We start from the raw sequence: 23,714 nt of genomic DNA on the forward strand, positions 1-23,714 counted from the left end.
TTCCCCGAAAACACCCAAAAGATCGAGTCGGGAGGCTTCCATGAAATCCATCGACATCCGCAAGCGGCAGCAGCGCGAGGCCATCCAGGCCAAGGGGCTGAGCAAGGTCTACCCCAACGGCACCGTGGCCCTCAGGGACGTGTCCGTGACCGTCAACGCGGGCGACTTCTGCGTCGTCATCGGGCTGTCCGGGGCCGGAAAATCCACGCTGCTGCGCTGCATGAACCGGCTCATCCGGCCCACCCAGGGGTCCATCGCCCTGTTCGGCGAGGACGTCACCCGAGTCAACGGCGGGCAGCTTCGCCAGGTGCGCCGCCGCGTGGGCATGATCTTCCAGCAGTTCAACCTGGTGCGCCGCCTGACCGTGCTCGACAACGTCCTGGTCGGCCGCCTGCGCTTCAACGCCCACCCGGTCAAGCGCTGCCTGTCCATGTTCCGCCAGTTCCCGAAGGACGAGCGGGAGTTCGCCTTCGACTGCCTGCAACAGGTGGGCATCGGGGACCTGGCCTTCCGCCGGGCCGACGCTCTGTCCGGCGGCCAGCAGCAGCGCGTGGCCATCGCACGCGCCCTGGCCCAGGAGCCCGAGGTCTTCCTGGCCGACGAGCCCATCGCCAGCCTGGACCCGCGCAGCTCCGAGACGGTCATGCGGATCCTGGCCAGGATCCACGAGGACAAGGGCATCCCGGTGCTCGTGAACCTGCACCACATCGACTTCGCCCAGCGCTACGGCAAGCGCATCCTGGGCATGTCCAAGGGCGAACTGATCTTCGACGGCACGGCCCGCGACCTGGACGCCGAGACCGTGTCCCGCATCTACGGCGACAAGGCGGAGGAGGCCCTGGAAGAGCTTTCGGCCGCCTGATCCATAACGGCAGCGAACCGGCCGCCGATCGGCAAGTACTGCATCAACCTCAACGACTCACAGGAGATTTCCCCATGCTCTCGAAACTGTCCAAAGTGCTCATGATGGCGGCCCTGGTCCTGACCGTGGCCCTGCCCGGCCTGGCCAACGCCGGCCCCTCGGAATGGCCCACCACCCTGAAGCTCGGCTTCATCCCCACCGAAGGCGCGGCCGACTCCGCCAAACGGGCCAAGCCCATCGCCGCCCAGCTGGAAAAGGACCTCGGCGTCAAGGTCGAGATCTTCACCGCCTCCGACTACAACGGCATCCTGACCGCCATGGCCAACAAGCACATCGACCTGGCCTACTACGGCCCCAAGAGCTACGTGGAGGCCACCGAGAAGGCCAACGCCGAAGCCATCGTCATGGAGCTGAACAAGGACGGCCAGCCCGGCTATACCGGCATCATCATCACCAGGAAGGATTCCGGCATCACCGACATGGACAAGGCCAAGGGCAAGACCTTCGCCTTCACCGATCCCAACTCCACCTCCGGCTACCTGGTGCCCAACGTCATCTTCGCCCGCGACATGAAGATCGACCCCGAGAAGTACTTCGCCGAAGTGCGCTTCTCCGGCTCCCACGGCGCGTCCATCCTGGCCGTCAAGAACGGCTCCATCCAGGTGGCGGCCACCAACAACATCGACATGGACCGCATGATCGAGAAGGGCGCCGCCTCCCTGGACGACTTCAACATCATCAAGCGTTCCGACATGATCCCCGGCGCGCCCATCGCCGTGCGCAAGGACCTGCCCGAGAGCCTGAAGTGCGCCATCGCCGGTTCCCTGCTCAAGATCAACGATGATCCCGAGGCCCTGGAAATCCTCCAGAACGGCGGCTACCGCCACACCTCGGACAAGGACTACGACATGGTCCGCTACCTCAAGCGCCTCAAGGCCGAACTGGCCAAGAAGAAGTAACGATGACCGATCTGACACTCGATCAGGTCACCCCCAGGCGGAGCTTCCCGCAGAAGCTCGCCCTGGGGGGCCTGGTGACCATCATCCTGGCCGTGCTCGTGGCCTCGTACATCTCCACGGACATCGACCCGTTCAAGCTGTACGCCAAGCGCCAGAACGCCTTCGAATACCTGTTCGGCAGACAACTCAACGACGCCGACAAACAGGCGGCCCTGGACCAGGCCAAACGGCTGCCCGCCATCATCGCCTTCGAGGAGTCCTACCAGGCGGTCAAGGCGGAATACACGGCCACCGGCAAGACGCTCGACCCCGTGGCCATGCAGCGCGAGGCCCAGAAACGGGCCGACGCCCACATCAAGGCCATGAGCCCGGCGGACCGCGAGCGTATCGTCCGGAGCGAATACGACCGCATCGCGGACGAGAAGTCCGGTGGCTACTTCCCGCCCGAAACGGCCTGGCCGCACCTCCTGGAATACTCCAAGGCGCTCATCGAGACCGTGGCCATCGCCATCTGGGGCACGCTCATCGCCTTCATCGCGGCCATCCCCATGGCCATGTTCGCGGCCAGCAACACCCTGGAACTGATGGTCCAGGGCGACGGAATCTGGCAGCGCGCACTGCGCTGGTTCGGCCAGTTCGCGGCCCGGCGCGTGCTCGACTTCTGCCGCGGCTTCAACGAATTCGTCATGGCCCTCATCTTCGTGGCCGTCATCGGGCTCGGCCCCTACGCGGGCGTCCTGGCCCTGGCCATCCACACCTTCGGCATCCTGGGCAAGGTCTTCTCCGAGGCCATCGAACAGATCGAACCCGGCCAGGTGGAGGCCGTCACCGCCTCGGGCGCGGGCCCGGCCCAGATTATGGCCTTCTCCGTCATCCCGCAGGTCATGCCGCTCATCGTCAGCTATACCCTGCTGCGCTTCGAATCCAACGTCCGCTCCGCCACCATCCTCGGCTTCGTGGGCGCGGGCGGCATCGGCTTCCTCATGTTCGACAAGATCAACGGCTACCTCTACCGCGAAGTCTGCACCATGATGATCATGGTCATCATCTCCGTCACCCTCATCGACTACCTCTGCGGCATCCTGCGCCGAAGGTTCGTGTAGGGAGACGCCTCCGGCGGCCGGGGGAAGGGGAGAGGGAAACCCTTTGAAAAGGGTTTTCCCTCTCCCCTTCCCCCGGACCCCCATCCCCTCTCCCTTCCTAAACTTTTTGGCGCCGCTGCGCGGGGTCGTAGCGCGTAAAATCACCAATTTCCCCACCGTCCCGACACGTCGCCCTGACACACTTCCTTTTCCCTCGCCCCTCCCGGCGGCGCGAACCCTCCGGGACACCGCCTGTCCCGCGCCCGCACGCCCCTGCCGAAGGCACACAAAAAGTTTGGGAGAGTCCAGAGAACCCTTTGAAAAGGGTGCTCTGGTCCCCCCGACAAATCCGCAGGACAGCGGATTTGGACCGCGCCTGGAAAGGCGCGACCCCGCAGGGGTGAGCCCCAGGACGGGGCGAATCAAGGGGCCGCCGGAGGCTTCCCCCCGCTCTGCCTCTCCGTCGCCCCCCATGTGCGCCCTGTTGCAGTTGGTTGCGACCACCGCCGGGGGCGCGTATAGGTGCTGGTATGAAATTCGTGGGCGTGGACGGATGCAGGGCCGGTTGGTGCGCGGCGTGGGTGGCGGACGGCCGGTGGGACGTGGGCGTGTATCCGTTGTTCGCGGACCTGTGGAGCGAGCACGAGGATGCCGAGAGCGTGCTGGTGGACATCCCCATCGGGCTGGCGGACGACGCGAACCGGCGGGCCGAGGGGCTGCTCCGGGCGAGGCTCGGCCCGAGAAGGAACAGCGTGTTCAATACGCCCGCCAGGGCGGCCCTCCATGCCGGGTCCAAAGCGGCGGCAAAGGCAAGCAACCGAAAAGCCGCCGGTAAGTCCTTATCCGAACAATCATTGGGCATTATGAACAAGATTGCGGAAGTGGATATATTTCTGGTCGACCATCCCGAGGCTGTGGAAAAGGTGTTCGAATCGCACCCGGAGCTGTGCTTCGCCATGGCCGGGGGAGCGCCCATGGGGTATGCCAAGCGGGACACGCCCGGGGTGGTGGAGCGGTACGACATCCTGCGGCGGTTCGTGCCGGACGTGCGCGGATTGCTGGACCGGGTGCGCGGGACGCATCCGGCATCGAAGGTGGCCGGGGACGACGTGTTCGACGCGTTGATCCTGGCCGTGAGCGGGCGGCGGGGCGCGGGCGGACGGCTCCGGTCCCTGCCCGATCCCGTGGAGCGGGACGCCGCCGGGCTGCCCATGGCCATCTGGTACGCGGAATTCGACAACCAATGAGGTTTGCATGATCGAGCATATGTTGCGCGCCGCCCGAGGGGCGGCATGGCTATTGTTGGCCGGTCTGGTCCTGGCCCTGGGGGCGTGCGTGAAGAGCGGCCCCGGCATGCGGGCGGACGCGGTGGAGACGCCGGACCTGTCCGTGACCTTCCTGCCGCAGAAGGGCGAGTTCATCTCGGCCTACGGCGCGCCGCTCTCCCTGGGCGCGGTCAAGGCCATGGCCGAGGGGTGCGACTACGTCCTCATCGGCGAGGGGCACCGCAACCCGGTGGACCACCGGGTGCAGCAGGAGCTGCTGGAGGCCCTCTCGGACAACGGCGACGGGCTGTCCCTGGGCCTGGAGATGGTCGGCGCGGACAGGCGGCAGGAGCTGGACGACTTCTGCGAAGGCCGGGTGACCCTGGAGGAGCTGCCCGGCGAGCTGGATTGGAAGGAGAACTGGGGCTATGATTTCGGGCTGTTCCGCGACCATTTCGCCATCGCCAAGCGCAACGGCGTGCCCGTGGCCGGGCTGAACGTGCCGTCCGGGGTGGTCCGCAAGATCATGAAGGACGGACTCGACGGGCTGAGCGACGAGGAGAAGGCGTGGCTGCCCGGGGAGATCGTGCCGCCCGCCACGGACCAGCGCGCCTTCCTGGACGCGGTTATGGCCATGCACAAGGGCAAGGACGCCGGGGACGAGAAGGAGCGCGAGCGGTTCTACCTGGTCCAGTCCATCTGGGATTCCAAGATGGCCGAGGAGGCCGTGCGGCTGCGCAAGCAGTATGACTGGCCCGTGCTGGTGGTGGCCGGGTCCGGGCACGTGGAATACGGCTGGGGCATCGCCAAGCGCATCCGCTGGTTCGACCCGGCGGCGCGCATCCTGACCATCGTGCCGTGGCGCGGCGGTCCGTTCGACTCCGAGGCCGGGGACGTGTTCTTCTATGCGCCGGAAACCTACCGTTCACGCATGGGCATGGTCCTGTCCGGCCAGGCGGACGGCATCCTGGTGGAATCCGTGTCCAGGGGCTCGCGCGCGGACCGGGCCGGGCTGCGGCCTGGCGACATGCTCATCGAGGCCTCGGGCGTTCCGCTCCTGGGGCTGTTCAGCCTGCACGTGGCCGGGACCACGGCGCACGACGCGGACGAGCCGCTGATCTTCACGGTCCGGCGCGGCGGCGATATCTTTGACGCGGACCTGGGCAAGCTCGGCACCACCCGGCCCAAGGCCAAGGCCGCGCCCAAGGTCGCGGTCGAACCCATGACGGAATCCAAGGGAGAGTCGGGGGCGCAGGCCCAGCCTGAACCCGCGGCCGCCGAGACGCCGAAAACGGGGGGCAAATAGATGCGCCGCGCCTGCCTGACCCTGCTGTGGGTGCTCGCGCTGGCCGCGCCCCTGGCCGCCGGCACCACCGACGACCTGTCCGAACTGTTTCCCGCTTCCGTTGGGCCGCTTGAGCGCGTGGGGCTCGTCACCGGGGACGAGGCCCAGACCGAGGTGGACAAACTGCACGGCAAGGCGCTCCGGGCCGAGGCCAGCGCCATCGCCCACTATGCGGAGCAGGGCGGCAGGCCCGCCGAGGCGTGGGTCTCGCGGGTCGCGTCCGAGGCCGAGGCGCGCCGCCAGACCGGGCTCATGGTCCACAAGATGTTCGAAAACCCCCGGTCGCCCTTCAGCCACCCGTCCAGGGTGGACCACAACGGCGTGGCCGTGTACCGCTTCACCGGCATGGGCCGGGCGCACCTCATCTGGTACGCGGGCGACCTGGTCTGGTGGGTCAGCGCGGACCCGGATCGGGAGCGGGACTTCCTCGACGCCCTGTGCCGCTAGACCGGCCGGGCACGGGAAACGGCGCAGCCGGGGACGATGTGTCCTCCCCGGCTGCGCCGCTTTTTTTCGATCAGTCTAGACTTTCTCTAAATAACCTGGACTACCTGGCCGCCGCCAGGGCCGCCTCCCGTTGCCGCTGCCGTTCCGCGCGCCTCTCCTCGCGCCTGCGCTCCTTGCGCTCCCTGCGCCGCGTGACCAGGTCCCAGAGCAGGGGCATGACCAGCAGGGTCATGCCCGTGGCCACGCACAGGCCGGTGACGAAGGTGGTGGCCATGGTCCCCCAGACAACGGAGTAGTAGGGGATGCCCAGGGCCATGGGCAGCAGCCCCAGGGTGGTGGTCAGGGTGGTCAGGAGGATGGGCCGCAGCCGCACGCGCACGGCCTCGCGGATGGCGTCCATGCGCTCGTAGCCCTTGGCGTAGAGGCGGTTGATGAAGTCAAGCAGGACCAGGGAGTCGTTGACCACGACCCCGGCCACGCCCACCGTGGCGATGAAGCTGTTCACCGTGAACAGGGAGCGGGTCAGGAAGGTGCCGAAGACCACGCCGATGAGGGCGAAGGCCACGGCGGACAGGATGATGGCCGGCTGGACGTAGGATTGGAACTGGCAGGCCAGGATGGTGTACATGACCAGGATGGCGATGCAGAAGGCGTACATGAGCGAGGTGAAGGACCGGCCCGTGGACTCGTACTCCCCGGCGAAGCTCAGGGTCGCGCCGGGATAGTCGTCCTGGATGGTCCGGTAGTAGGCCCGCACGTCGTGGACCACGCTCGGGGCGCTGACCGGCGCGCCCTCGCGGATGTTGGCGGTCAGGGTCACGGCCCGCTGGCCCTGGAAACGGTTGAGCTGGCCGGGCTCGCGGTAGGCGCGGACCTCGGCCAGGTCGCCCACGCGCACCGGGCCGGTGTCGTTCTGCAGGATGGGGATGTCCAGCGCGTCCTCGGGCCTGGACAGGAAACGCTTGTCGATCTTCATGCGCAGGTCCACGTCCTCGTCCGCGGCGCGGAACTTGCCCACGAACCGGCCGTCCAGGATGCCGCCCGCCAGGGCGACCACCTGAGCCGGGGTCAGCCCGTACTCGGCCACCAGGCTCGGCACCGGGATGAACCGGAAGACGCGGTTGTCCGTGCCCGTGTCCGTGGCCAGGTCCTCGAGATGCGGGGCCAGCCGCTTGTTGGCCCGTATCCAGTCGAAGACGTTGTTCTTGAGGGCCATGACCGCGTCCTGGTCCGGGCCGAGGACGCGGATGTTCACGTCCTTGCCCGCGGGCGGGCCGCCCTGTTCGGGCCAGACGCGCAGCCGCCAGCCGTTCACGGCCAGGGGTTCGAGCCGCTTGCGGATGGTGTCCAGCAACAGTTGCGGGTCGTTGTCCGGGTTGTCCACGAAGGCCTGCTCGCCCTGGCGGGGCAGCTCCACGATGACGATGGCCCGGTTGGGGCCGAAGATGTTCTCGTAGTCCTCGTTGATGTCCATGCCGCCCAGGCCGGAGCAGGACTTGGTGGTGCCGGGCCCCAGGGCCATGAGGGTCCTGGAGACCTCCTTGGCCTTGGCCGACGCGGTGTACACGTCCGTGCCCACCGGGCCTTCCATGGACACGTAATACAGGGTGTATTCGTCCGGGAAGAACTTGATGCGCAGCAGGGGCATGACCCCGGAGACCGAGACCCCGAGCATGACGATGGCCATGACGAAGGCCGTGACGACCAGGGTCAGGGTCTTCCAGCGGTGGCGCAGGGTGATCCGCAGGAGCGCGTCGGTCACCCGCTTCAGCCAGCCCATGAAGCGAGGGTCGCGGGCCTGGAGGTGCTCGGCGGCCTGCTCCTCGAGCCTGGTCGCGCCGGGCCAGTCCAGGAAGTGCAGGGGCAGGATGGCCAGGCACTCCACCAGGGAGGCGATGATGGCGAAGGACACGGCCTTGGGCACCAGGGCGAAGAACTCGCCGGTGGACCCGGTCATGATCAGCATGGGCATGAACGCGGCCACGGTGGTGGAGGTGGCCGCCACCACGGGCAGGAAGACCTCGCTGGCCCCGTCCACCACGGCCTCGCGCAGCCCCTTGCCGTCCTGCACGTGGCGGTAGATGTTCTCGACCACCACGATGGCGTCGTCCACGATGATGCCGCTCACCAGGACGAAGGAGAACAGGGTGATTTCATTGATGGAATTGCCGGTGATCCACATGATTATCATGGTCACCAGGAAGGAGAAGGGCACGCCAACGGTGGTCAGCATGGCGTTGCGGAAGCCCATGAACAGCCAGATGCAGGCGCAGACCAGGACGATGCCGACCAGCAGGTTGGAGCCGAGCGTGTTGATGTTCTCGCGGATGGGGATGCGCTGGTCCTGGGTGACCACCGCCTGGACGCCCTCCTTGTCGAGCACGGGCCGGTATTCGGCGACCACCTTTTCCACGGCCGCCCCGATGTCCAGGGAGTTGCCCTCGGGCGACTTGAGGACCTTGACCGAGACCGCGTCACGGCCGTCCACGGACGAGACCACGAACGGGTCGCGGTAGTCCATGCCCGCCGAGCTGAGCACGTCGCCCACGGTCACGAAGGAGCCATCCAGGTCGCGCCGGACGATGGTCCGGGCCACCTCGTCGCGGGACCGGAACTTCTGGTCGGCCACGATGACGTATTCCCCGGAATCACTGATGAAATCGCCCGCCGGGACCGACACGTTGGCCCCCTCCAGGGCCTGGCCCACCTGGTCGAAGGTGACCCCCAGGCGCATCATCTTCTCCGGGTCCAGGTTGACGTGGAACTCGCGGGTGTACTCGCCGCTGATCTGGACCTCCTTGACCCCGGGGATGGATTGCAGGGGCAGTTTGAGCTCGTCGGCCATGAGGCTGAGCGCCCGGTTGGAGCGCTCCCCGAGGAGGTTCACGGACAGGACCGGCAACCACTCGGACACGCGGATGACCGTGAAGTCCGGCGGGTCCATGTCGCTGGGAAGGTCATTCTGAATGGACAACACCTTGAAGCGCAATTCGTCATACAGTTTGTCGTAATCGGTGTCGTCCAGGAACTTGACCATGATGGAGCAGCGCTGGCGGAAGGAGCGGGAGCGGATGAACTCCACGTTCTCCAGGTCCTCGAGCGCGTCCTCGATCTTGCGCGTGACCAGGGTCTCCACCTCGTCCGGGCTGGCGCCGGGCAGGAAGGCGGAGATGACCACCTTGCCCATGCGCACGTCCGGATAGCGCTCCACCGGCAGGTCGAAGACGCAGAACACGCCGACCACCATGAGCAGGATGAACATGAGGTTGACGAAGACCTTCTGGCCCAGGGTGAACCGGATCAGGGCCTGGGTGGGCGAATCCTTGTGCATGGCTCGTCTCGCCGGGGGTTAGGGGTGGAGCAGGTACACGGCGCCGGGGCGCACGTCCGGGCCGGACACGCGGCGCAGACCGTCGCCAGCCGAGCCGAGCAGGACCACGCGGACCCGCTGGTGATCCGGGGTCATCAGGAAATACTCCTCGTAGGCCTTGACCAGGGCGGACTCGGGCACGACCACGGCCCCGCCGGGATCGGGCAGGGCCAGGTCCAGCTCGGTGCGGATGCCGCCCCGGAACTCGAAGTCCCCCCTGGCGATCTCCAGGTCCACGTTGATCTTGCGCGTGACCGGGTCGAAGCCGGGCGAGACGCGGGCCACGCGGGCCTCCACCGTGCCGCCCAGGTCGGTCAACCGCAGGGCGACCTCGTCCCCCAGCGCCTTGAGGGCGCGGTACTCCTCGCTGGTCAGGGCAAAGGGCACGAGCAGGACGTCGTAACGCCCGAGCTGGGCCACGGTCTCGCCCTTGGTCACCCATTCGCCGGGCTCGATGTCGCGGGCCACGACCTTCCAGCCCGGAGGGCCGACCAGGGAGAAGCGCTCAAGACGCTCCAGAAGGACCTGTTCCTCCACCTGCTTGGCGCGCAGCTGCTGGAGGGCGGCCTGGTGGGCGCGGACGTTGGCGTCCAGGGTGGACTGGGGCGCGGTGTCGGTCTTGACCAGGGCCTGGTAGCGGTCCAGCTCCTTCTTGTTGTAGGCCAGGTCGCTCTTGAGCCGCGCCTGGTCCGCGCGGTTGGCGGCCAGGTCCAGCTCGATGAAGGTGGTGTCCAGCTCGGCGAACAGCCCGTCCGGACCGAGCGCGTCGCCCACGTCGGCCAGGACCTTGACCACCCGGCCGGACTCCTCGGCCACCAGGCTCATGGCGTTGCGCGCACGGGTGAAGCCGGTCAGGGAGGACTTGCGGTCCGCGGACCGGACCGTGAAGGTCTCGGTGGAGCCGGTCTCGGCGGGGGCGGGGGTGGGGACCTCGGCCTGGGCCGCCTCGGCCAGGGCGCTGCCCGGCACCACCGTCTTGCCGGAATCCGTCTCGCCGAGCCGGTCGTTGCCGCATCCGGCCGTCAGCAGCAGGGCCGACAGCAGGGCCGTCAACAGGACCGGCAACGAGGCCGGAAGGAAATGGCCTATCCGTTTCATGGGTACCGCCTTTATGCGTTCTTCGGAAATTCGTTGTCGCCGGGGACCGGCCGCAGGCCGAACTCGATGATCCGGCCCACCAGGTCGTCCAGGTCCTCGCCGTCGTTCAGGGCCGCCACCTGCCCGGTGGCGATGAGGTGGACCAGGCCGTGGAGCTGCCCCCACAGGGCGAAGACCAGGGCGTTGACGTCCAGGCCGCCGAACCGGCCCGTGGCCACGCACTCGGCCACCGTGTCCCGGAAAAGCCGGAACGAGCGGATGGAGCTGGCGGCCCATTCACCGTCCAGGTCCACCTGGTCGCAGGTGGTGCTGAACATGAGATGGTAGTTGTCCGGCTCCTCCAGGGCGAAGCGGATGTATTCCCGCGCCCCGGCCCGCAACCGCTCCACCGGGTCCGGGAACCGCTCCCGGCCCCTGTCCTGGCGCTCCACGAACCCGGCGAAGCCCTCCTCGCGCAGGGCGGAGAGGATCTCCCGCTTGTTCCGGAAATAGCGGTAGAGCGCGGCCGGACTGTATTCGATGCGCGAGGCGATGCGCCGGAGCGACACGTTGTCGAACCCCTCCCGGACGAAGAGCTGGCGCGCCGCGTCCAGGATGCGCCGCCGCATCCGTTCCCTGTCCCGTTCCCGTCGTTTTCTGGTGTCCATGCCCGCCTCTAGCAAATGCCGTTAACTTTGTAAACGCTGTTCACACAATCGTACGCCCGTCGTGGCCCAGGCGTCGCCCTAACCGGTATGAACCGGTGTTATCCGCGCTCCCGGCCCAGGAACGAGCGCATGGCCGCGTGGACCACCAGGTGGTGGAAGGGGCGGATGAGGTTGAAATAGACCGCCCCGGCCCGGTTGCGGTAGCGGACCACGGTGACCACGCGGAACCGGCTCCGCCCGTCCGGCCCCTCCGAAAGCGATTCGCCGCAGACCGCCACGGCCGCGTCCAGGTGGGACTCCTTGCCCTCGCCGATCCAGTAGGTCTCGCCGTCCGTCCGGACCACGGTGAAGATCCCGGCCCGATCGCCCGGGGCGCGGGGCAGGGTCTCGGCGGTCAGGACCGCCCGGTCCGGCACCGCGCGTTCACCCTGGCCCAGGGTCCGGAGCAGGGCTACGCGCACGCGCCACAGCCAGGCCATCCACGCCGGGCGGTAGGAGAGCAGACCGGCGGCCAGACCGAGGACCGTGCCCCGGCCGTCCATGGTGTGCACGTCCACGTGGTCCGCGCCGTCCAGGAGCCCGGCCATGCCCGACAGCCGCTCCAGATCACGCCGGTCCATGTCCGCCTCCCGTCACGTCGGCCAGCACCCCGGCCAGGACCACGTCCAGCAGGCCCATGACCGAGGCCACCTGGCCCTCCACGTCGAACCGTTCCCGGTTGAGCCCGTCGATGAGCCCGCCGGCGTACAGGGACCAGCACACCATGGCCAGTTGAAGACCCGACACGTCCGACCGGACCTCGCCGGTCGCCTTGCGCGCCTCGATCAGACCGGCCACCTCGCCGACGATCTCCCGCAACTGCCCGTCGAAACGGGCCTTCCACTCGCCGGTGGCGAACAGGGCCTCCTTGACCACCGAACGCAGGAACAGGGTGTGCTCGCCGTAGTAGCCGTACATTGTGCGGAGCATGTGCCGGAATTGTTCGCGCAGGGGCACGTCCCGCGGCGCGCTCGCGATGGCCCGGCGCGAGACCTCGCCGATGTCGTCGAAAAACGAGGAGAAGAGCAGGGAGGTCTTGTCCCGGAAATGCAGGGCGATGGTGCCCACGCCCACCCCGGCCGCCTGGGCCAAATCGCGCATGGTCGTGGCCTCGAACCCCTTTTCCGCGATCAGGGTCCGGGCCGCCGCCTGAATCCGACGGCGGGTCTCGGCCTTGCGCTCCTCGCGCAGGGATGCGTCCTTGGCCATGGCTCCTCCTTGATTTAACTGAACACGTTCATTTACTGAACATGTTCATTAAACTCCTTTGGCCGAACCGTCAAGGGGGCGGGACGGCCAAGGGCGGCGCGTCTCGATAATCGTGCGGGGGATGGGGCGAATGGCCCGCTCCGGGGCGACGCACAGTCGGCTATTTATTTGATAACCGACCGTATTAATGAATAAAATGAATCAGGACCTGAGGACGTCCAGAATCTCGATATTGGCGGCCTGCCAGGCGGGGTAGGCCCCGGCGAGCACGCCCAGAAGGCAGGACCCGGCCAGGGTCACGGCCAGGCTGACCGGGTCGATGATGATCGGCAGCTTGGCCACGGTGCAGCCCACCAGGACCAGGGCCACGGTCACGGCCACGCCCAGGCCGCCGCCCACCGCGGCCATGAGCCCGGACTCGAACAGGAACTGGCGGACGATGTCCCGCCTGCGGCCGCCCACGGCCCGGCGCACGCCGATCTCCACCCGCCTGGAGCGAACCACCAGGATCATGATGGACAGGATGCCCAGGCCGCCCACGGCAAAGGAGATGGTCGAGGTGATCCCGCCCAGCGTGGTCATCAGGTCCAGGGCCTGGCGTTGCAGCTTGATGGCGTCGGCCGCGGACATGGAGCTGAAGTCGTCCTTTTCGCCGGGGTCGATGCGGTGCCGTTCGCGCATGATCGCGTTCACCGAGTCGTTGACCTGGGTCAGGCCCGCGTCCTTGGCCAGACGCATGTATACACCGGAAACCCAGCGCTGGTTGCTGGCCCGGCGCATGTAGGTGGTCAGCGGCATGAGCAGGATCTCGTCCTGGTCCGTGCCGGACACGTCGCGGCCCTTCTCCTCCATGACCCCGAGGACCCGGAAGCTGGCCCGGAACATGTAGATGTCACGGCCCACGGCCTGCTCGGGGCGGCCGAACAGCCGCTGGGCGATCTTGCGCCCGAGCACGCAGACCTTGGCCCGGTCGTCCACGTCGCTCCAGGTGAAGAACCGGCCCACGTCCGGGCGGAAGCTGCGGATTTCCTGGTAGTTGGGCCAGCAGGCCAGAATCTGGGCGTTGACCGCGTTGCCGTTGCCGCGCACGGCCATGGTCGCGGTGACGAAGGGCGTGCCGTCCAGGACCGAGGGCACGGAGTCGATCAGGGCCTGGGCGTCGGCCAGGACGAAGTTGCGCGAGTTGCCGTTGATGCGCACGCCCCCGCCCCGGGTGAAGCGGACCGATCCGGCCAGGACCGCATACAGGTTCGGGCCGAGCTTTTCGGTCTCCATCTCGGCCTGTCGGACCATGATCTTGGACACGTGCTGCACCCCGGTGAAGGCCAGGGCGCCCAGGAAAACCCCGAGCATGGCCAGCACGGCGCGGAGCTTGTGGGCCGACAGGGAGGACACGGCGATGGTCAGGTTCAGGGGCAGCATGGGACCTCCGCTACTCGTACCGGGCCCGGTTCCAGGCCGTGTTGCCGTTGAAGACGTGCTGCCACAGCCGCTCGAAGGCGTGGCCGGTATTGCCCGCGTCCAGCGGGTCGTCCTCGATCAGGCGCAGGCAGAATTCGTAGAAGGATTTCGGCCGGGTGCGGATGCGCTCGCCGGTCACGCAGAAGTTGCCCGTGGGCGCGCGGCAGATGATCTCGTCCGGCATGGCGACGCCGAAGAGGCGTTCGAACAGCTCGCCCACCGGGATGTCCCGGCCCCAACCGGCCCAGCGGCCCTCGTTCTCGGGCTTGCGCAGGTCGTGCGGACGGCCCAGGCGGTCGCTCTTCAGCTTGAACCAGGCCAGCCCCCGGAAGGGCACGCCCCTATCCGCAACGTCCTCCAAGGTCTTCCGCAAGGTCTCCACCGTGGTCCGGCCGCGATCATCCAGGTGATCGAAGGGGTCGCCCTGGAGAAAGACGTTCAGGGGGGCCAGGGCGTCGTACTCGTTGACGATGTGCGTGAAATAGGTGTGGGCCTCGCGCCCGATGTTCGGCAGTTTGCGGGCATCCGGGCCGAGATCGCCGCCCTTGTCGTAGACCGTGTGGGGGCACCCCAGCCGGCTTGCCCAGGACACGTCCTCGCGGTACCTGGCGATGATCACCCGGATGTCGTCACGCACGTTCACGCTCCACGCGGGGGTTCGGGTTCCGCAACCTTCTCCAAGACCATGGCCCGGACATAGGTGGGCTGCTCGTCCGAGGACCGCCCGCCCGAGCCGTAGCCCACCCCCAAAAGACGTCCCAGGGGCAGGGGACCGAAGTCGTCCGCAACAATCCGCAGGATGGCCAGGCCCGTGGGGGTGGCCCGCTCCATGGCGCAGTCGGAGCCGAAGGTGGTCAGCCCCCTGGCCAGTTCCGCGCAAGCCGGTGCCGGGACAGGCATTTTGCCGTGGGCGCACTGCACGAACCCGGACCCCAGGTCCACCGGGCTGCAGACCACGCGTTCGGCCTCCAGGGCGTCCAGCAGGAGCATGGTTCCGCAAATATCCGCAAGGGTGTCCACAGCGCCGATCTCGTGGAAGTGGACCTGCTCCAGGTCCACGCCGTGGACCTTGGCCTCGGCCTGGCCCAGAAGGCGCAGGGCCCGGACAGAGCGTTCCCCGGCCCGACCGGACAGGCCGCTTCCCTCGATAATCCGGCAGAGGTCGGTGTAGTGGCGCAGGGGCTGCTCCCGGGTCTGGAGCACGTCCACGTGCGTGGTCCGGATGCCCGCGATGCGCTTTTCCGTCCATTTGAGCCCGAAGCCGTCCAGGCCGAGCCGGGCCAGCTCCCGCTCCAGGAAGGCGAACCCCAGGCCGGGGCCGCGCCACTCCTCCAGGGCGTGGCTCAGGGCGGCGAGGAGCATGTCCCCGCTCACGCCCGTGGAACAATCGAGATATACCGTGTGCATGGGTTCCTATCCGTCCCGCCCGCCGACGGCCAGCATGTTGATCTTGTGGGCCAGGTAGCCCGCGCCGAAGCCGTTGTCGATGTTCACGACCCCGATGCCCGGCGCGCAGGAATTCATCATGGTCAGCAGGGCGGCCAGCCCCTGAAAACTGGCCCCGTAGCCCACGCTGGTGGGCACGGCCAGGATGGGCGGTAGGGCCAGGCCGCCGATGACCGAGGGCAGCGCCCCCTCCATGCCCGCCACGGCGATGATCACCGAGGCGTCGTTGAGATCGTCCATGACCGAAAAGAGGCGGTGGATGCCCGCCACCCCGCAGTCGAAATGCCGATCCACGCGGCTACCCAGGAACTCGGCCGTGCCCGCGGCCTCCTCGGCCACGTCCAGGTCCGAGGTGCCCGCCGAGACGACCACCACCTTGCCCGCCGGGTCCGCCACCGGCTCCCCGATGGACAGCAGCCCGGACACCGGGTCGAAGCGGGCGTCCGCAACGGCCCGCACGGCCTCGAAATGGGCGTGATCGGCCCTGGTCCCCAGGACCCGTCCGTTGTGGCGGTTGAGGTGATCAAAGATCGAGGCCACCTGATCGGGCGTCTTGCCAGCGCAGTAGACCACCTCGGGCCCGCCGGTGCGCAGCTCGCGCAGCTGGTCGATCTTGGCGCAGCCGGTTTCGATGAAGGACTGCCGGAGCAATTCCTTCTTCAGCTTGTCCCGCGAAATCTGTCCGGCTTCGAAATCGTCGAGCAGACGGTCCAGGCTCATCCGGCCCACTCCCTGAAGGTGCATGATTCCAGCCCGATCCGATTCGCCAGCGCCACGATTTTATCACGGTTTTCCTGTATGATTTCTGCGTACTGCGGAAGGTACTCCACGGTTGCCATCAGATTATCAGGCCGGACGCGGACCGTGTGCACGCCGATGGTGTGCAGGTAGGATTCCAGGGCGTTCACCCGGCCGAGGTCGTCGGCATTCAGGGGCACGCCCGTGGGGATGCGCGTGGCCAGGCAGCTCTCGGACGGGGCCTCCCAGTTGGACAGCCCCGCCTCGCGCGCCAGCCCCCGGATCTCGGCCTTGCCCAACCCCGCCGCCAGCAGGACCGAATAGACGTGGAACTCCTGCAGGGCCCGCAGGCCCGGCCGGTTGGGGTCGTCGTCAGCGTTGGTCCCGTCCAGGAGCAGGCAACCCGCCCCGAAGGCGTCCCGCATGGTGCGGAGAATCAGGCACTTGCAGTGATAGCAGCGGTCGTCCAGGTTGCGCCGCACCTCGGGCACGACCAGGGCCGAAATCTGGATGACCCGGTGCTCGATGCCGATGTGGGCGGCCACGCGTTCGGCGCGCTTCAGGTCCCGGTCCGGGGTCAGTTCGCTGACCACGGTGCAGGCCATGGCGCGCGGGCCGAGGGCGAGGTGCGCCGCGGCGGCCACCAGGCTGCTGTCCACCCCGCCGGACAGGGCCGTGACCGCGCAGCCGACGTCGCCCGCGCGCGCGGCGATGAGGGAGGCAAGATGATCGAGGCTCATGAATAAAGCCTAGCCCACCCGAAAGCCCGGTTCAACCCCTTTCGGGCTTTTCGCGGCCTATGAGATCGATGCGCCGCCAGGGGCCCTTGCGGAAACGGGTCATGAAGGTGGAGGCCAGGATGACCACGTAGAGGAGCAGGAACATCCACGGCCCGTGGATGCTGGTGATGCCCAGTCCGTTGAGCACCAGCAGGGGGATGACCAGGCAGACGATGGAGCCGGTGCCCATGACGAACATGATGAACCGGGTGTCGCCCGCGCCCTTGAGCCCGCCCATGTAGACGATGGCCAGGGCGTCGAGCAGGGTGAACACGGCGCAGTAGCGCATGAGCACCCCGCCCATGGCCAGGACCGCGTTGAAATCGATGCCGGTCACGTCGCGGGGCCGGAACAGGTTGAGCAGGAATTCCGGCATGACCCAGAAGACAACGGCCATGACGCCCATGTAGGCCAGGGCGATGTGCAGGACCGAGTGGGTGCAGAAGGCCGCACGGTCCGGGTTGCCGTCGCCCATGGCCTGGCCAACCATGATGCTGGCCGCCACGTGCAGGCCGATGGTCGGCAGGAAGGCCAGGTTGTAGATGGAGAAGACCGCGCTTGTGGAGGCCAGTTCCACGGGACCGAAGCGGCCGATGATGAAGACGAAGAACGAAACCGCGAACATGTCCAGGAAGAACTGGACCCCGCCGGGCAGGCCAAAACGCAGGAACCGGGCGAACAGGGCGTGGTCGAACCGCCAGGCGGACCGGACCCGGAACAGGGCTTCGTTCTTGCGGGTGAAGATCAGCCGGATGTAGACGATCAGCGGCACGATGAAGCCGATGACCGTGGCCAGGCCCGCACCGGCGATGCCCATCTCCGGGAAGGGCCCGATACCGTTGATCAGACAGTAATCCAGCGGAATGTTGATGAAGATAGAGCCCAGACTGATGAGCATGACCGGCTTGGTCAGGCCGCGCCCGGCAAAGAAGTTGGACAGGCACATGCCGAGCAGGCAGGGCAGGCTGCCCACCGTGAGGATCTGGAAATAGACGATCTCGAGACGCCGGATGGACTCGGGGTGGCCGACCAGCCCGAACAGCGGCTCCGCGAAAAAGGCCAGGGCCGCGAGCAGCAGCCCGGACGGCACGCAGAACCAGAGGCCCACCCACAGGGCGCGGCCCACGTCCGCCGGACGGCACGCGCCCGTGTACTGGGCGATGAACACGTTGACGTACTCGGACACGCCCATGAAAAAGGACAGGAACAGGAAGGCCATGACGTTGGCCGGCAGGGAGGCGCCCAGGGCCTCCAGGGAGTAGTTGCCCAGAAATATTCGGTCCGTGAAGGTCATGACCGTGTTGGAGACCATGCTGACGACCAGGGGCAGCCCGATATTGAGGGCCTCCCGATACCCGCCTTGCGCACGCCAACGTTCCACCAGATACATTTTTTTCCTCGTTTGTTGCGGACCGCCCGCGACAGGGCATCGGTCCGGCATTGGCAACCTATACCGGCGCGGCGCGCCGGTAAAGTGGAATCATGCCCCGTTCACATCTTGTCATTTAAAATACAGCATGCTATGGAACATCCGGTACCAACCTGTAATCCTGGACGAATACGTGGACCAGAAAGCGGAATACCTGTTTTATCCGGCCATGTCCCGATTCCAGCGCCTGTACACCAAGGGGTTGTCCAAGCGGCTGGACCCGCATGGCGTGAAACCCGGCTACCTGGAGGTGTTCTTCCGCCTCTGGGAAGGGGATGGCATCACCCAGAAGACGCTGCACGAAAGCCTGGACGTGGAACAGGCCACCCTGTCCAACACCCTCAAGCGGATGGAGCGGGACGGCTTTCTGACCTGCGAACGCAACCCCAGGGACCGGCGGCAGTCCATCATCGTCCTGTCCGACACGGGCGCGGGGTTGCGCAAACTGGTTCTGGCGGCCATCGACGACCTGCAAAAGGTGGTCAACCACCGGTTGAGCATCAACGACCGCCGCTATTTCCGACGCATCCTCACCCAGATGAACGACCAGCTCGTCTCGGACCTGGACGACGCCACTCTGGTCCTGCTCGACGAGGTGAACGAGGACGACGGCATGGTCATGCTCGTGGACGAAATCAAAAAGTAGGCGGAAATTCGAACCGCAACCAACCACAAATACGCTTGCAGACCATATTTCCCCGCCTGACGAGCCTTGCGCACCGCATTTACCGCCCGGCTCCACACTCCACCGCATGGTTCCCCATAAACCGCTTCTTCGCGTACCCCATTAATTGTCCCCAGCGAATATTCTTTTTTAATCTACTGAAACCATAATCTTTTTCGATAACATGTCCACCTGCGGCCATTGACGCGGCGATTTGCCGCATGCTACGCGTGCGGGGCCGGAAGTGACCGGGGAAAGTCCGATTCGTGGTTTTTTCCCATTATTTTTTCCGGCGGAATCTGCTATGGCTTCCCTAATTAACAACAACGTCCTGTAATTCCTTTTTATAGGTTTCTTTCTAGAATAACTCTAGACAATATGGGACAACGTTGTACTTTGTTGACAATCTTTGACACCCTATGTCAAAGAATGAACATCATAGGTCGGATTGTGACATTATGGACAACGCAAATGCACCCAGGCCGCCGATCCTGCTTACCGTGCGGGAAGTCGCGGACTATTTGCGGGTTCACCAGAGAACGGCCTACCGGTTGATCACCAGCGGCGACATCAAGGCCATCAAGATCGGCAGCCAGTGGCGCGTGCCCGAACAGGCCTTGATGGAATTTTTAGAGAGTGGAATGAAGGCGGCGGCCCCTTCGGGCAAGAGGAAGACCGCGCCGGACCAATTCAAACTCCCTCTGGACTAAGGAGAGCGGCATGTCGAAAAGAACGGTTGGCGGTTATGACGGGGGCGACCCGATCCTGAACGTTACCCTGCCCAATGATTTCGGCGAGGACATCGCGGTCACCGGCCAACTCATCGGCGAGGAAATGTACTTCGACGACGGCACCGGCATGCTGACCATGGAAAAGCTGTACCGTGCCCAGGACGACAAGCTCGTCTACGGCATCATCTCCGCCATCGGACACGCCCGCGAACGCCGCGCCTACCGCGTGGAAGAGGGCGAGGACAGCTGCATCGTCACCAACGGCAGCCTGAGCCTCGAATTCAACTACGACCAGCTCTTCGAACTCCTGGCCGTGGCCCTGGAATCCGAAAAGGAAGCCGCAGGCGCACAGGTCAGCGAACAGGTCCGCCGCAAACTCGCCGTGAACGAATAAATTCGCATAGGAAAGGTAATAAAAAAGGGGCCAATGGCCCCTTTTTTATTACCTTTTTACTGCCTACGGCGGCCGGGGCGCTGCTTCGGACCCCGCCAGAGAACCTTTTGTAAAAGGTTCTCTGGACTCTCCAAAACATTTTATCGCCGCTACGCGGGCTCCGTGCAAACTCGGTTATCCTATTTCCCAATACCTCTCTCGAATTTCCCGCCAAGCGGCAGGTCCCGGCGGGGCTTGTCGCACTCGCGTAGCGCACGAAAAATTCTGGAAGGGAGAAGGAATGGGAGACCGGGGGCATCATTCTTCCTCTACTTGAGATACTCGCGTTGCCCGGTGGCTTCCATGACGGAGGCCCACCAGTCGGAGTTGATGTTGATGCGGCGGCGTTCGGTGGCCACCAGGTCCAGGGGCAGGTGGACCATGCTCGATTTGAGCCGGGAGACGACCATGGCGGTCTTGCCGGCCATGGCCGCGTGCACGGCGTTCTGCCCGAGGAATCCGCAGTAGACCCGATCGCCCGCATTGGCCGGGACGGATCGAATCAGGTAGCTGGGATCAATGAATTTTATGTTGATCTCAAAATCCTTGGACAGGGCGTATTTCTCGAGTTCGGAGACGATGAGGCCGCAGATGTCGCCCAGTTTGGGGTTGCCCGAGGGGTCTCGTTCGAGTTCCCCGCCGAGCAGATCCTGGCCCGCGCCCTCGGCGCAGACGATGATGGAATGCTTGCGTTCCTTGAGCCGGGTCTCCACGGCCTCGAGCAAGCCGCCCGGTCCGGCCAGGGTGAAGGGCTGTTCCGGGACCAGGAGGAAGTTGACCTCCTGCATGGCCAGGGTGGCCTGGGCCGCGATGAAGCCCGCTTCCCGGCCCATGAGCTTGACCAGACCCACGCCCATGTCGATGCCGGTGGCCTCCACGTGGGCGCACTGGATGACCTCGGCGGCCTTTTCCACGGCCGTGTCGAAACCAAAGGAGCGGGTGATGAAGTTGATGTCGTTGTCGATGGTCTTGGGGATGCCGATGACGGCGATGTTCCGCTTGCGCTCGGATATCTCGTTGACGATGGACCTGGCCGCGCGCATGGCGCCGTCGCCGCCGATGACGAACAGGATGTTGATGTTCAGCCGCTCCAGTGAATCGACGATCTCCACCGGGTCCTGAAGCCCGCGCGACGAACCCAGGATGGTCCCGCCGAACTGGTGGATGTGTGAGACGGTCTCCGGGGTGAGTTCCTTGATGTCGTAGCCGTACTTGGGAATGAAGCCGCGCAGCCCGTTGGTGATGCCGAGCACGTGGCGCACGCCGTAGTGGTAGTGGGCCTCGTGCACGATGGCCCGGATGACGTCGTTGATGCCCGGGCAGATGCCGCCGCAGGTGACGACGGCGCAGCGCGCCTTGGAGGTGTCGAAATAGACCTGCTCGCGCGGTCCGGCCTTTTCGAAATCCTTTTGCAGTACGTCGGTGTCCAACTCGGTCAGCTCGCCCGAGGTAAGCATCAGCGTCACCGGAATCGACTCGTCCACGAACCGGGCGTTCTTCAGCGGCGATTTGATCTTGGCCTTGCCGAGATTCGGTATTTCCGTAACGAAATCCAGGCGTTTCATAATATTACGCTCCGTATTCCCTCATGGATGACAGCTGGTCATTCCGTCCAGGCGGTCACCTGGGGTTCCGGCAGTTCCGCAATGGTTTCGTCGAGATCCTCGGGGGTTGCCGAGGCCGCGCCCACCTGGCCCACGACCACGCCCGCCGCGTAGTTGGCCAGGGTGCAGGCGGTCAGCAGGTCCATGCCCGCCGCCAGGGCCAGTGCGGCGGTGGCGATGACCGTGTCGCCCGCGCCGGTGACGTCGAAGACCTTGCGCGCAAAGGTCGGGATGTGCCGGATGGAATCCCGGCCCTCGAACAGGGCCATGCCGTCGGGCCCGAGGGTGATCAAAAGGTTGCGGCAATTAAGCCGGTCGAAGATGGCCCGGCCCGCCGCGATGATGGACGAGCGGTCCGAGACCGGCAGGTTGGCGCCCTCGCTGGCCTCCTTGGTGTTGGGAGTGAGCAGGTCCACGTCCCGGTAGAGGTCGTAATTCACGGTCTTGGGGTCCACCAGGACCAGGGGCGGGGTGGAACGGGCCTGGACCAGGGGCATGAAGCGGTCCATGAACGCCTTCGAGATGAATCCCTTGCCGTAGTCGGACAGGATGATCACCGGAAAATCAGGCAGGTTCTCCTCAAGGATGAGGAACAGGGTGTCCATCTCGGCCGGAGAGAGGGGGCCGACGCGTTCCTGGTCCACGCGGACCACCTGCTGGTTGTGGGCGATGATCCGGGTCTTGACCGTTGTGGGCCGGCCGCCGTCCTGGATGAGCCGCGTGCTCAACCCCGCATGTTCGCATAAACTCTCGAGAATTTCCCCGTTACGGTCCGTGCCCACGGCCCCGATGAGCAGGGGCTTGCCGCCCAGGTCCGCGATGTTCCGGGCCACGTTGCCCGCGCCGCCCAGAAGAAAGGATTCCTCCTTGACCTGGACCACCGGCACCGGCGCCTCGGGGGAGATGCGCTCCACGCCGCCCATGAGGTAGTGATCCAGCATGAGATCGCCGATGATCATGACCTTGTGCCCCTTGAGGGCCTTGACCGCTTCCAGAATCATTGCATGTGACATATTGTAAACAACCAATTTTTTCCCGTTGTTGTCGTCAATTTACAAACGATCGCCGTCACGCCGCGCTCCGGGGCTCTGCCTTCGAATCCCAGGCTGCGTGATCGCAGCGTATCACTCACCGCTCACGAAGGGCCGCATTCGGCGGCAGGGGAGGGACCCGGCTACCTACGCGAACTCGACCCCGAACCTTTCCGCAACGGACCGCAAGTCATCTTCAGCCGCGTAACTAACCGTCAATTTACCTTTTTCCGGGGAGCCGGAGATTTTGACCGTAAGGCCCAACAAATCGGAAAGTTCGCCCTGGAGGGTCTCCAGGCGGGGGTCCAACGGCCGAGGTTCGGACTTGGCCGAGCGGGAGGAGGGCGCGGCCCCGATCTCGTCCGCGCCGGGCAGCCGTCCGTGCTGCTTGAAGAAAGAGGCCTGGGCCTCGGCCTGGCGCACAGTCAGGCCGTTCTCGGCGATGCGGCGGTGCAGTTCGGCCTGGGGCTCGGGAGCGCTCACGGCCATGATCGCCCGACCGTGCCCGGCGGACAGGACGTTCTGCTGGATGGCGGTCTGCACGCTTTCCGGCAGGTTGAGCAGACGCAGGGAGTTGGCCACGGCGGAACGGCTCTTGCCCACCTGACGGGCCAGTTCCTCCTGGCTCAGCCCGAACTCCTGCTGCAACCGCTGGTAGCCGAGCGCCTCTTCCACGGCGTTCAGGTCCTCGCGCTGCAAATTCTCGATCAGAGCGATGGCCAGGCTCTCCTGGTCGGTCATCTCCCGAACCAGGGAGGGGATGTCCGTGAGCCCGGCCTTCCTGGAGGCGCGCAGCCGCCGCTCACCGGCGACCAGCTCGTATTTGCCCTTGCCAAGGGGGCGGACCAGGATGGGCTGGAGCACGCCGCGCGTCTCGATGGAGGCGGCCAGGTCGTTCAGGGCCTCCTCGGAGAATTCGCGCCGGGGCTGGTGCGGGTTGGGGGTGATGGCCCCCACCGGAATCAGGCGCACCTCGGCGGCATCGGCCGTGACCTTTTCATCCTCGCGCACGCCGCCCAGCAATGCATCCAATCCCCGTCCAAGTCCCCTGTTCGTCGCTGTCATATATGACTCC

23 protein-coding genes are annotated in these 23,714 nt (G+C 65.9%); 9 read left to right on the forward strand and 14 right to left on the reverse strand.

Annotated features, from left to right (window positions below; translation table 11 throughout):
• The first annotated feature begins 40 nt into the window (after window positions 1–40).
• The 6 genes from phnC to DND132_RS11320 all read left to right on the forward strand — a co-directional run bounded on the left by phnC (window position 41) and on the right by DND132_RS11320 (window position 5,960).
• A complete protein-coding gene (gene phnC, locus DND132_RS11295; RefSeq protein ID WP_014322876.1) occupies window positions 41–862 on the forward strand; it encodes a phosphonate ABC transporter ATP-binding protein in 822 nt (273 codons plus the stop codon).
• A gap of 74 nt (window positions 863–936) precedes the next feature.
• Window positions 937–1,821: a phosphonate ABC transporter substrate-binding protein gene (gene phnD, locus DND132_RS11300; RefSeq protein ID WP_014322877.1), complete on the forward strand. Its 885-nt coding sequence runs from the start codon at window positions 937–939 to the stop codon at window positions 1,819–1,821.
• A 2-nt stretch (window positions 1,822–1,823) separates the two neighbouring features.
• Window positions 1,824–2,924, forward strand: coding sequence for a phosphonate ABC transporter, permease protein PhnE (gene phnE / locus DND132_RS11305; protein ID WP_014322878.1), 1,101 nt, complete (start codon window positions 1,824–1,826; stop codon window positions 2,922–2,924).
• A gap of 509 nt (window positions 2,925–3,433) precedes the next feature.
• A complete protein-coding gene (locus DND132_RS11310; RefSeq protein ID WP_014322879.1) occupies window positions 3,434–4,150 on the forward strand; it encodes a DUF429 domain-containing protein in 717 nt (238 codons plus the stop codon).
• 7 nt (window positions 4,151–4,157) lie between these two features.
• Window positions 4,158–5,474 (forward strand): ChaN family lipoprotein, encoded by a 1,317-nt coding sequence (locus tag DND132_RS11315; protein ID WP_014322880.1) that lies wholly within the window; start codon window positions 4,158–4,160, stop codon window positions 5,472–5,474.
• The gene (locus tag DND132_RS11320; protein WP_014322881.1) at window positions 5,475–5,960 is read left to right on the forward strand and encodes a hypothetical protein; all 486 of its coding nucleotides are present in this window, start codon (window positions 5,475–5,477) and stop codon (window positions 5,958–5,960) included.
• Between the two features lie 100 nt (window positions 5,961–6,060).
• On the opposite strand, the gene DND132_RS11325 is transcribed toward DND132_RS11320, so the two are convergent.
• The 11 genes from DND132_RS11325 to DND132_RS11375 all read right to left on the reverse strand — a co-directional run bounded on the left by DND132_RS11325 (window position 6,061) and on the right by DND132_RS11375 (window position 18,137).
• A complete protein-coding gene (locus DND132_RS11325) occupies window positions 6,061–9,291 on the reverse strand; it encodes an efflux RND transporter permease subunit (protein WP_014322882.1) in 3,231 nt (1,076 codons plus the stop codon).
• An 18-nt stretch (window positions 9,292–9,309) separates the two neighbouring features.
• Window positions 9,310–10,428 carry an efflux RND transporter periplasmic adaptor subunit gene (locus DND132_RS11330; RefSeq protein WP_014322883.1) on the reverse strand — a complete coding sequence of 373 codons (1,119 nt, stop codon included), beginning with the start codon at window positions 10,426–10,428 and terminating at the stop codon, window positions 9,310–9,312.
• 11 nt (window positions 10,429–10,439) lie between these two features.
• Window positions 10,440–11,075 carry a TetR/AcrR family transcriptional regulator gene (locus tag DND132_RS11335; RefSeq protein WP_014322884.1) on the reverse strand — a complete coding sequence of 212 codons (636 nt, stop codon included), beginning with the start codon at window positions 11,073–11,075 and terminating at the stop codon, window positions 10,440–10,442.
• 98 nt (window positions 11,076–11,173) lie between these two features.
• A complete protein-coding gene (locus tag DND132_RS11340) occupies window positions 11,174–11,695 on the reverse strand; it encodes a DUF2867 domain-containing protein (protein WP_014322885.1) in 522 nt (173 codons plus the stop codon).
• A complete protein-coding gene (locus DND132_RS11345) occupies window positions 11,682–12,323 on the reverse strand; it encodes a TetR/AcrR family transcriptional regulator (RefSeq protein WP_014322886.1) in 642 nt (213 codons plus the stop codon). The genes DND132_RS11340 and DND132_RS11345 overlap by 14 nt, the downstream gene beginning before the upstream one ends.
• A gap of 201 nt (window positions 12,324–12,524) precedes the next feature.
• Complete coding sequence (locus DND132_RS11350; protein WP_014322887.1) at window positions 12,525–13,745, reverse strand: ABC transporter permease; 1,221 nt, start codon at window positions 13,743–13,745, stop codon at window positions 12,525–12,527.
• Window positions 13,746–13,755: 10 nt separating this feature from the next.
• Window positions 13,756–14,421 (reverse strand): DUF3431 domain-containing protein, encoded by a 666-nt coding sequence (locus tag DND132_RS11355; RefSeq protein ID WP_014322888.1) that lies wholly within the window; start codon window positions 14,419–14,421, stop codon window positions 13,756–13,758.
• 2 nt (window positions 14,422–14,423) lie between these two features.
• Window positions 14,424–15,191 carry a nickel pincer cofactor biosynthesis protein LarC gene (gene larC / locus DND132_RS11360; protein ID WP_014322889.1) on the reverse strand — a complete coding sequence of 256 codons (768 nt, stop codon included), beginning with the start codon at window positions 15,189–15,191 and terminating at the stop codon, window positions 14,424–14,426.
• 6 nt (window positions 15,192–15,197) lie between these two features.
• Window positions 15,198–15,950, reverse strand: a complete 753-nt coding sequence (larB, locus tag DND132_RS11365; RefSeq protein WP_014322890.1) for a nickel pincer cofactor biosynthesis protein LarB — start codon at window positions 15,948–15,950, stop codon at window positions 15,198–15,200.
• A complete protein-coding gene (gene larE, locus DND132_RS11370; protein ID WP_014322891.1) occupies window positions 15,947–16,708 on the reverse strand; it encodes an ATP-dependent sacrificial sulfur transferase LarE in 762 nt (253 codons plus the stop codon). The genes larB and larE overlap by 4 nt, the downstream gene beginning before the upstream one ends.
• A 31-nt stretch (window positions 16,709–16,739) precedes the next feature.
• Window positions 16,740–18,137 carry an MATE family efflux transporter gene (locus DND132_RS11375; RefSeq protein WP_014322892.1) on the reverse strand — a complete coding sequence of 466 codons (1,398 nt, stop codon included), beginning with the start codon at window positions 18,135–18,137 and terminating at the stop codon, window positions 16,740–16,742.
• Window positions 18,138–18,264: 127 nt separating this feature from the next.
• Between DND132_RS11375 and DND132_RS11380 the strand changes: the two genes are divergently transcribed.
• The 3 genes from DND132_RS11380 (at window position 18,265) to DND132_RS11390 (ending at window position 19,965) form a co-directional block, all read left to right on the forward strand.
• The gene (locus tag DND132_RS11380) at window positions 18,265–18,822 is read left to right on the forward strand and encodes a MarR family winged helix-turn-helix transcriptional regulator (protein ID WP_014322893.1); all 558 of its coding nucleotides are present in this window, start codon (window positions 18,265–18,267) and stop codon (window positions 18,820–18,822) included.
• Window positions 18,823–19,298: 476 nt separating this feature from the next.
• Window positions 19,299–19,550 carry a helix-turn-helix domain-containing protein gene (locus DND132_RS11385; RefSeq protein ID WP_014322894.1) on the forward strand — a complete coding sequence of 84 codons (252 nt, stop codon included), beginning with the start codon at window positions 19,299–19,301 and terminating at the stop codon, window positions 19,548–19,550.
• A gap of 10 nt (window positions 19,551–19,560) precedes the next feature.
• The gene (locus DND132_RS11390) at window positions 19,561–19,965 is read left to right on the forward strand and encodes a hypothetical protein (protein ID WP_014322895.1); all 405 of its coding nucleotides are present in this window, start codon (window positions 19,561–19,563) and stop codon (window positions 19,963–19,965) included.
• 308 nt (window positions 19,966–20,273) lie between these two features.
• On the opposite strand, the gene DND132_RS11395 is transcribed toward DND132_RS11390, so the two are convergent.
• From DND132_RS11395 to DND132_RS11405, 3 genes are all read right to left on the reverse strand, one after another.
• Entirely contained in the window at window positions 20,274–21,569 is a 1,296-nt protein-coding gene (locus DND132_RS11395) for an ATP-dependent 6-phosphofructokinase (protein WP_014322896.1), read from the reverse strand.
• Between the two features lie 38 nt (window positions 21,570–21,607).
• A complete protein-coding gene (gene rfaE1, locus DND132_RS11400) occupies window positions 21,608–22,609 on the reverse strand; it encodes a D-glycero-beta-D-manno-heptose-7-phosphate kinase (protein ID WP_014322897.1) in 1,002 nt (333 codons plus the stop codon).
• 177 nt (window positions 22,610–22,786) lie between these two features.
• Window positions 22,787–23,704 carry a ParB/RepB/Spo0J family partition protein gene (locus tag DND132_RS11405; protein ID WP_014322898.1) on the reverse strand — a complete coding sequence of 306 codons (918 nt, stop codon included), beginning with the start codon at window positions 23,702–23,704 and terminating at the stop codon, window positions 22,787–22,789.
• Between the last annotated feature and the right edge of the window lie 10 nt (window positions 23,705–23,714).

The organism is Pseudodesulfovibrio mercurii (assembly GCF_000189295.2).
Taxonomy (GTDB): domain Bacteria; phylum Desulfobacterota; class Desulfovibrionia; order Desulfovibrionales; family Desulfovibrionaceae; genus Pseudodesulfovibrio; species Pseudodesulfovibrio mercurii.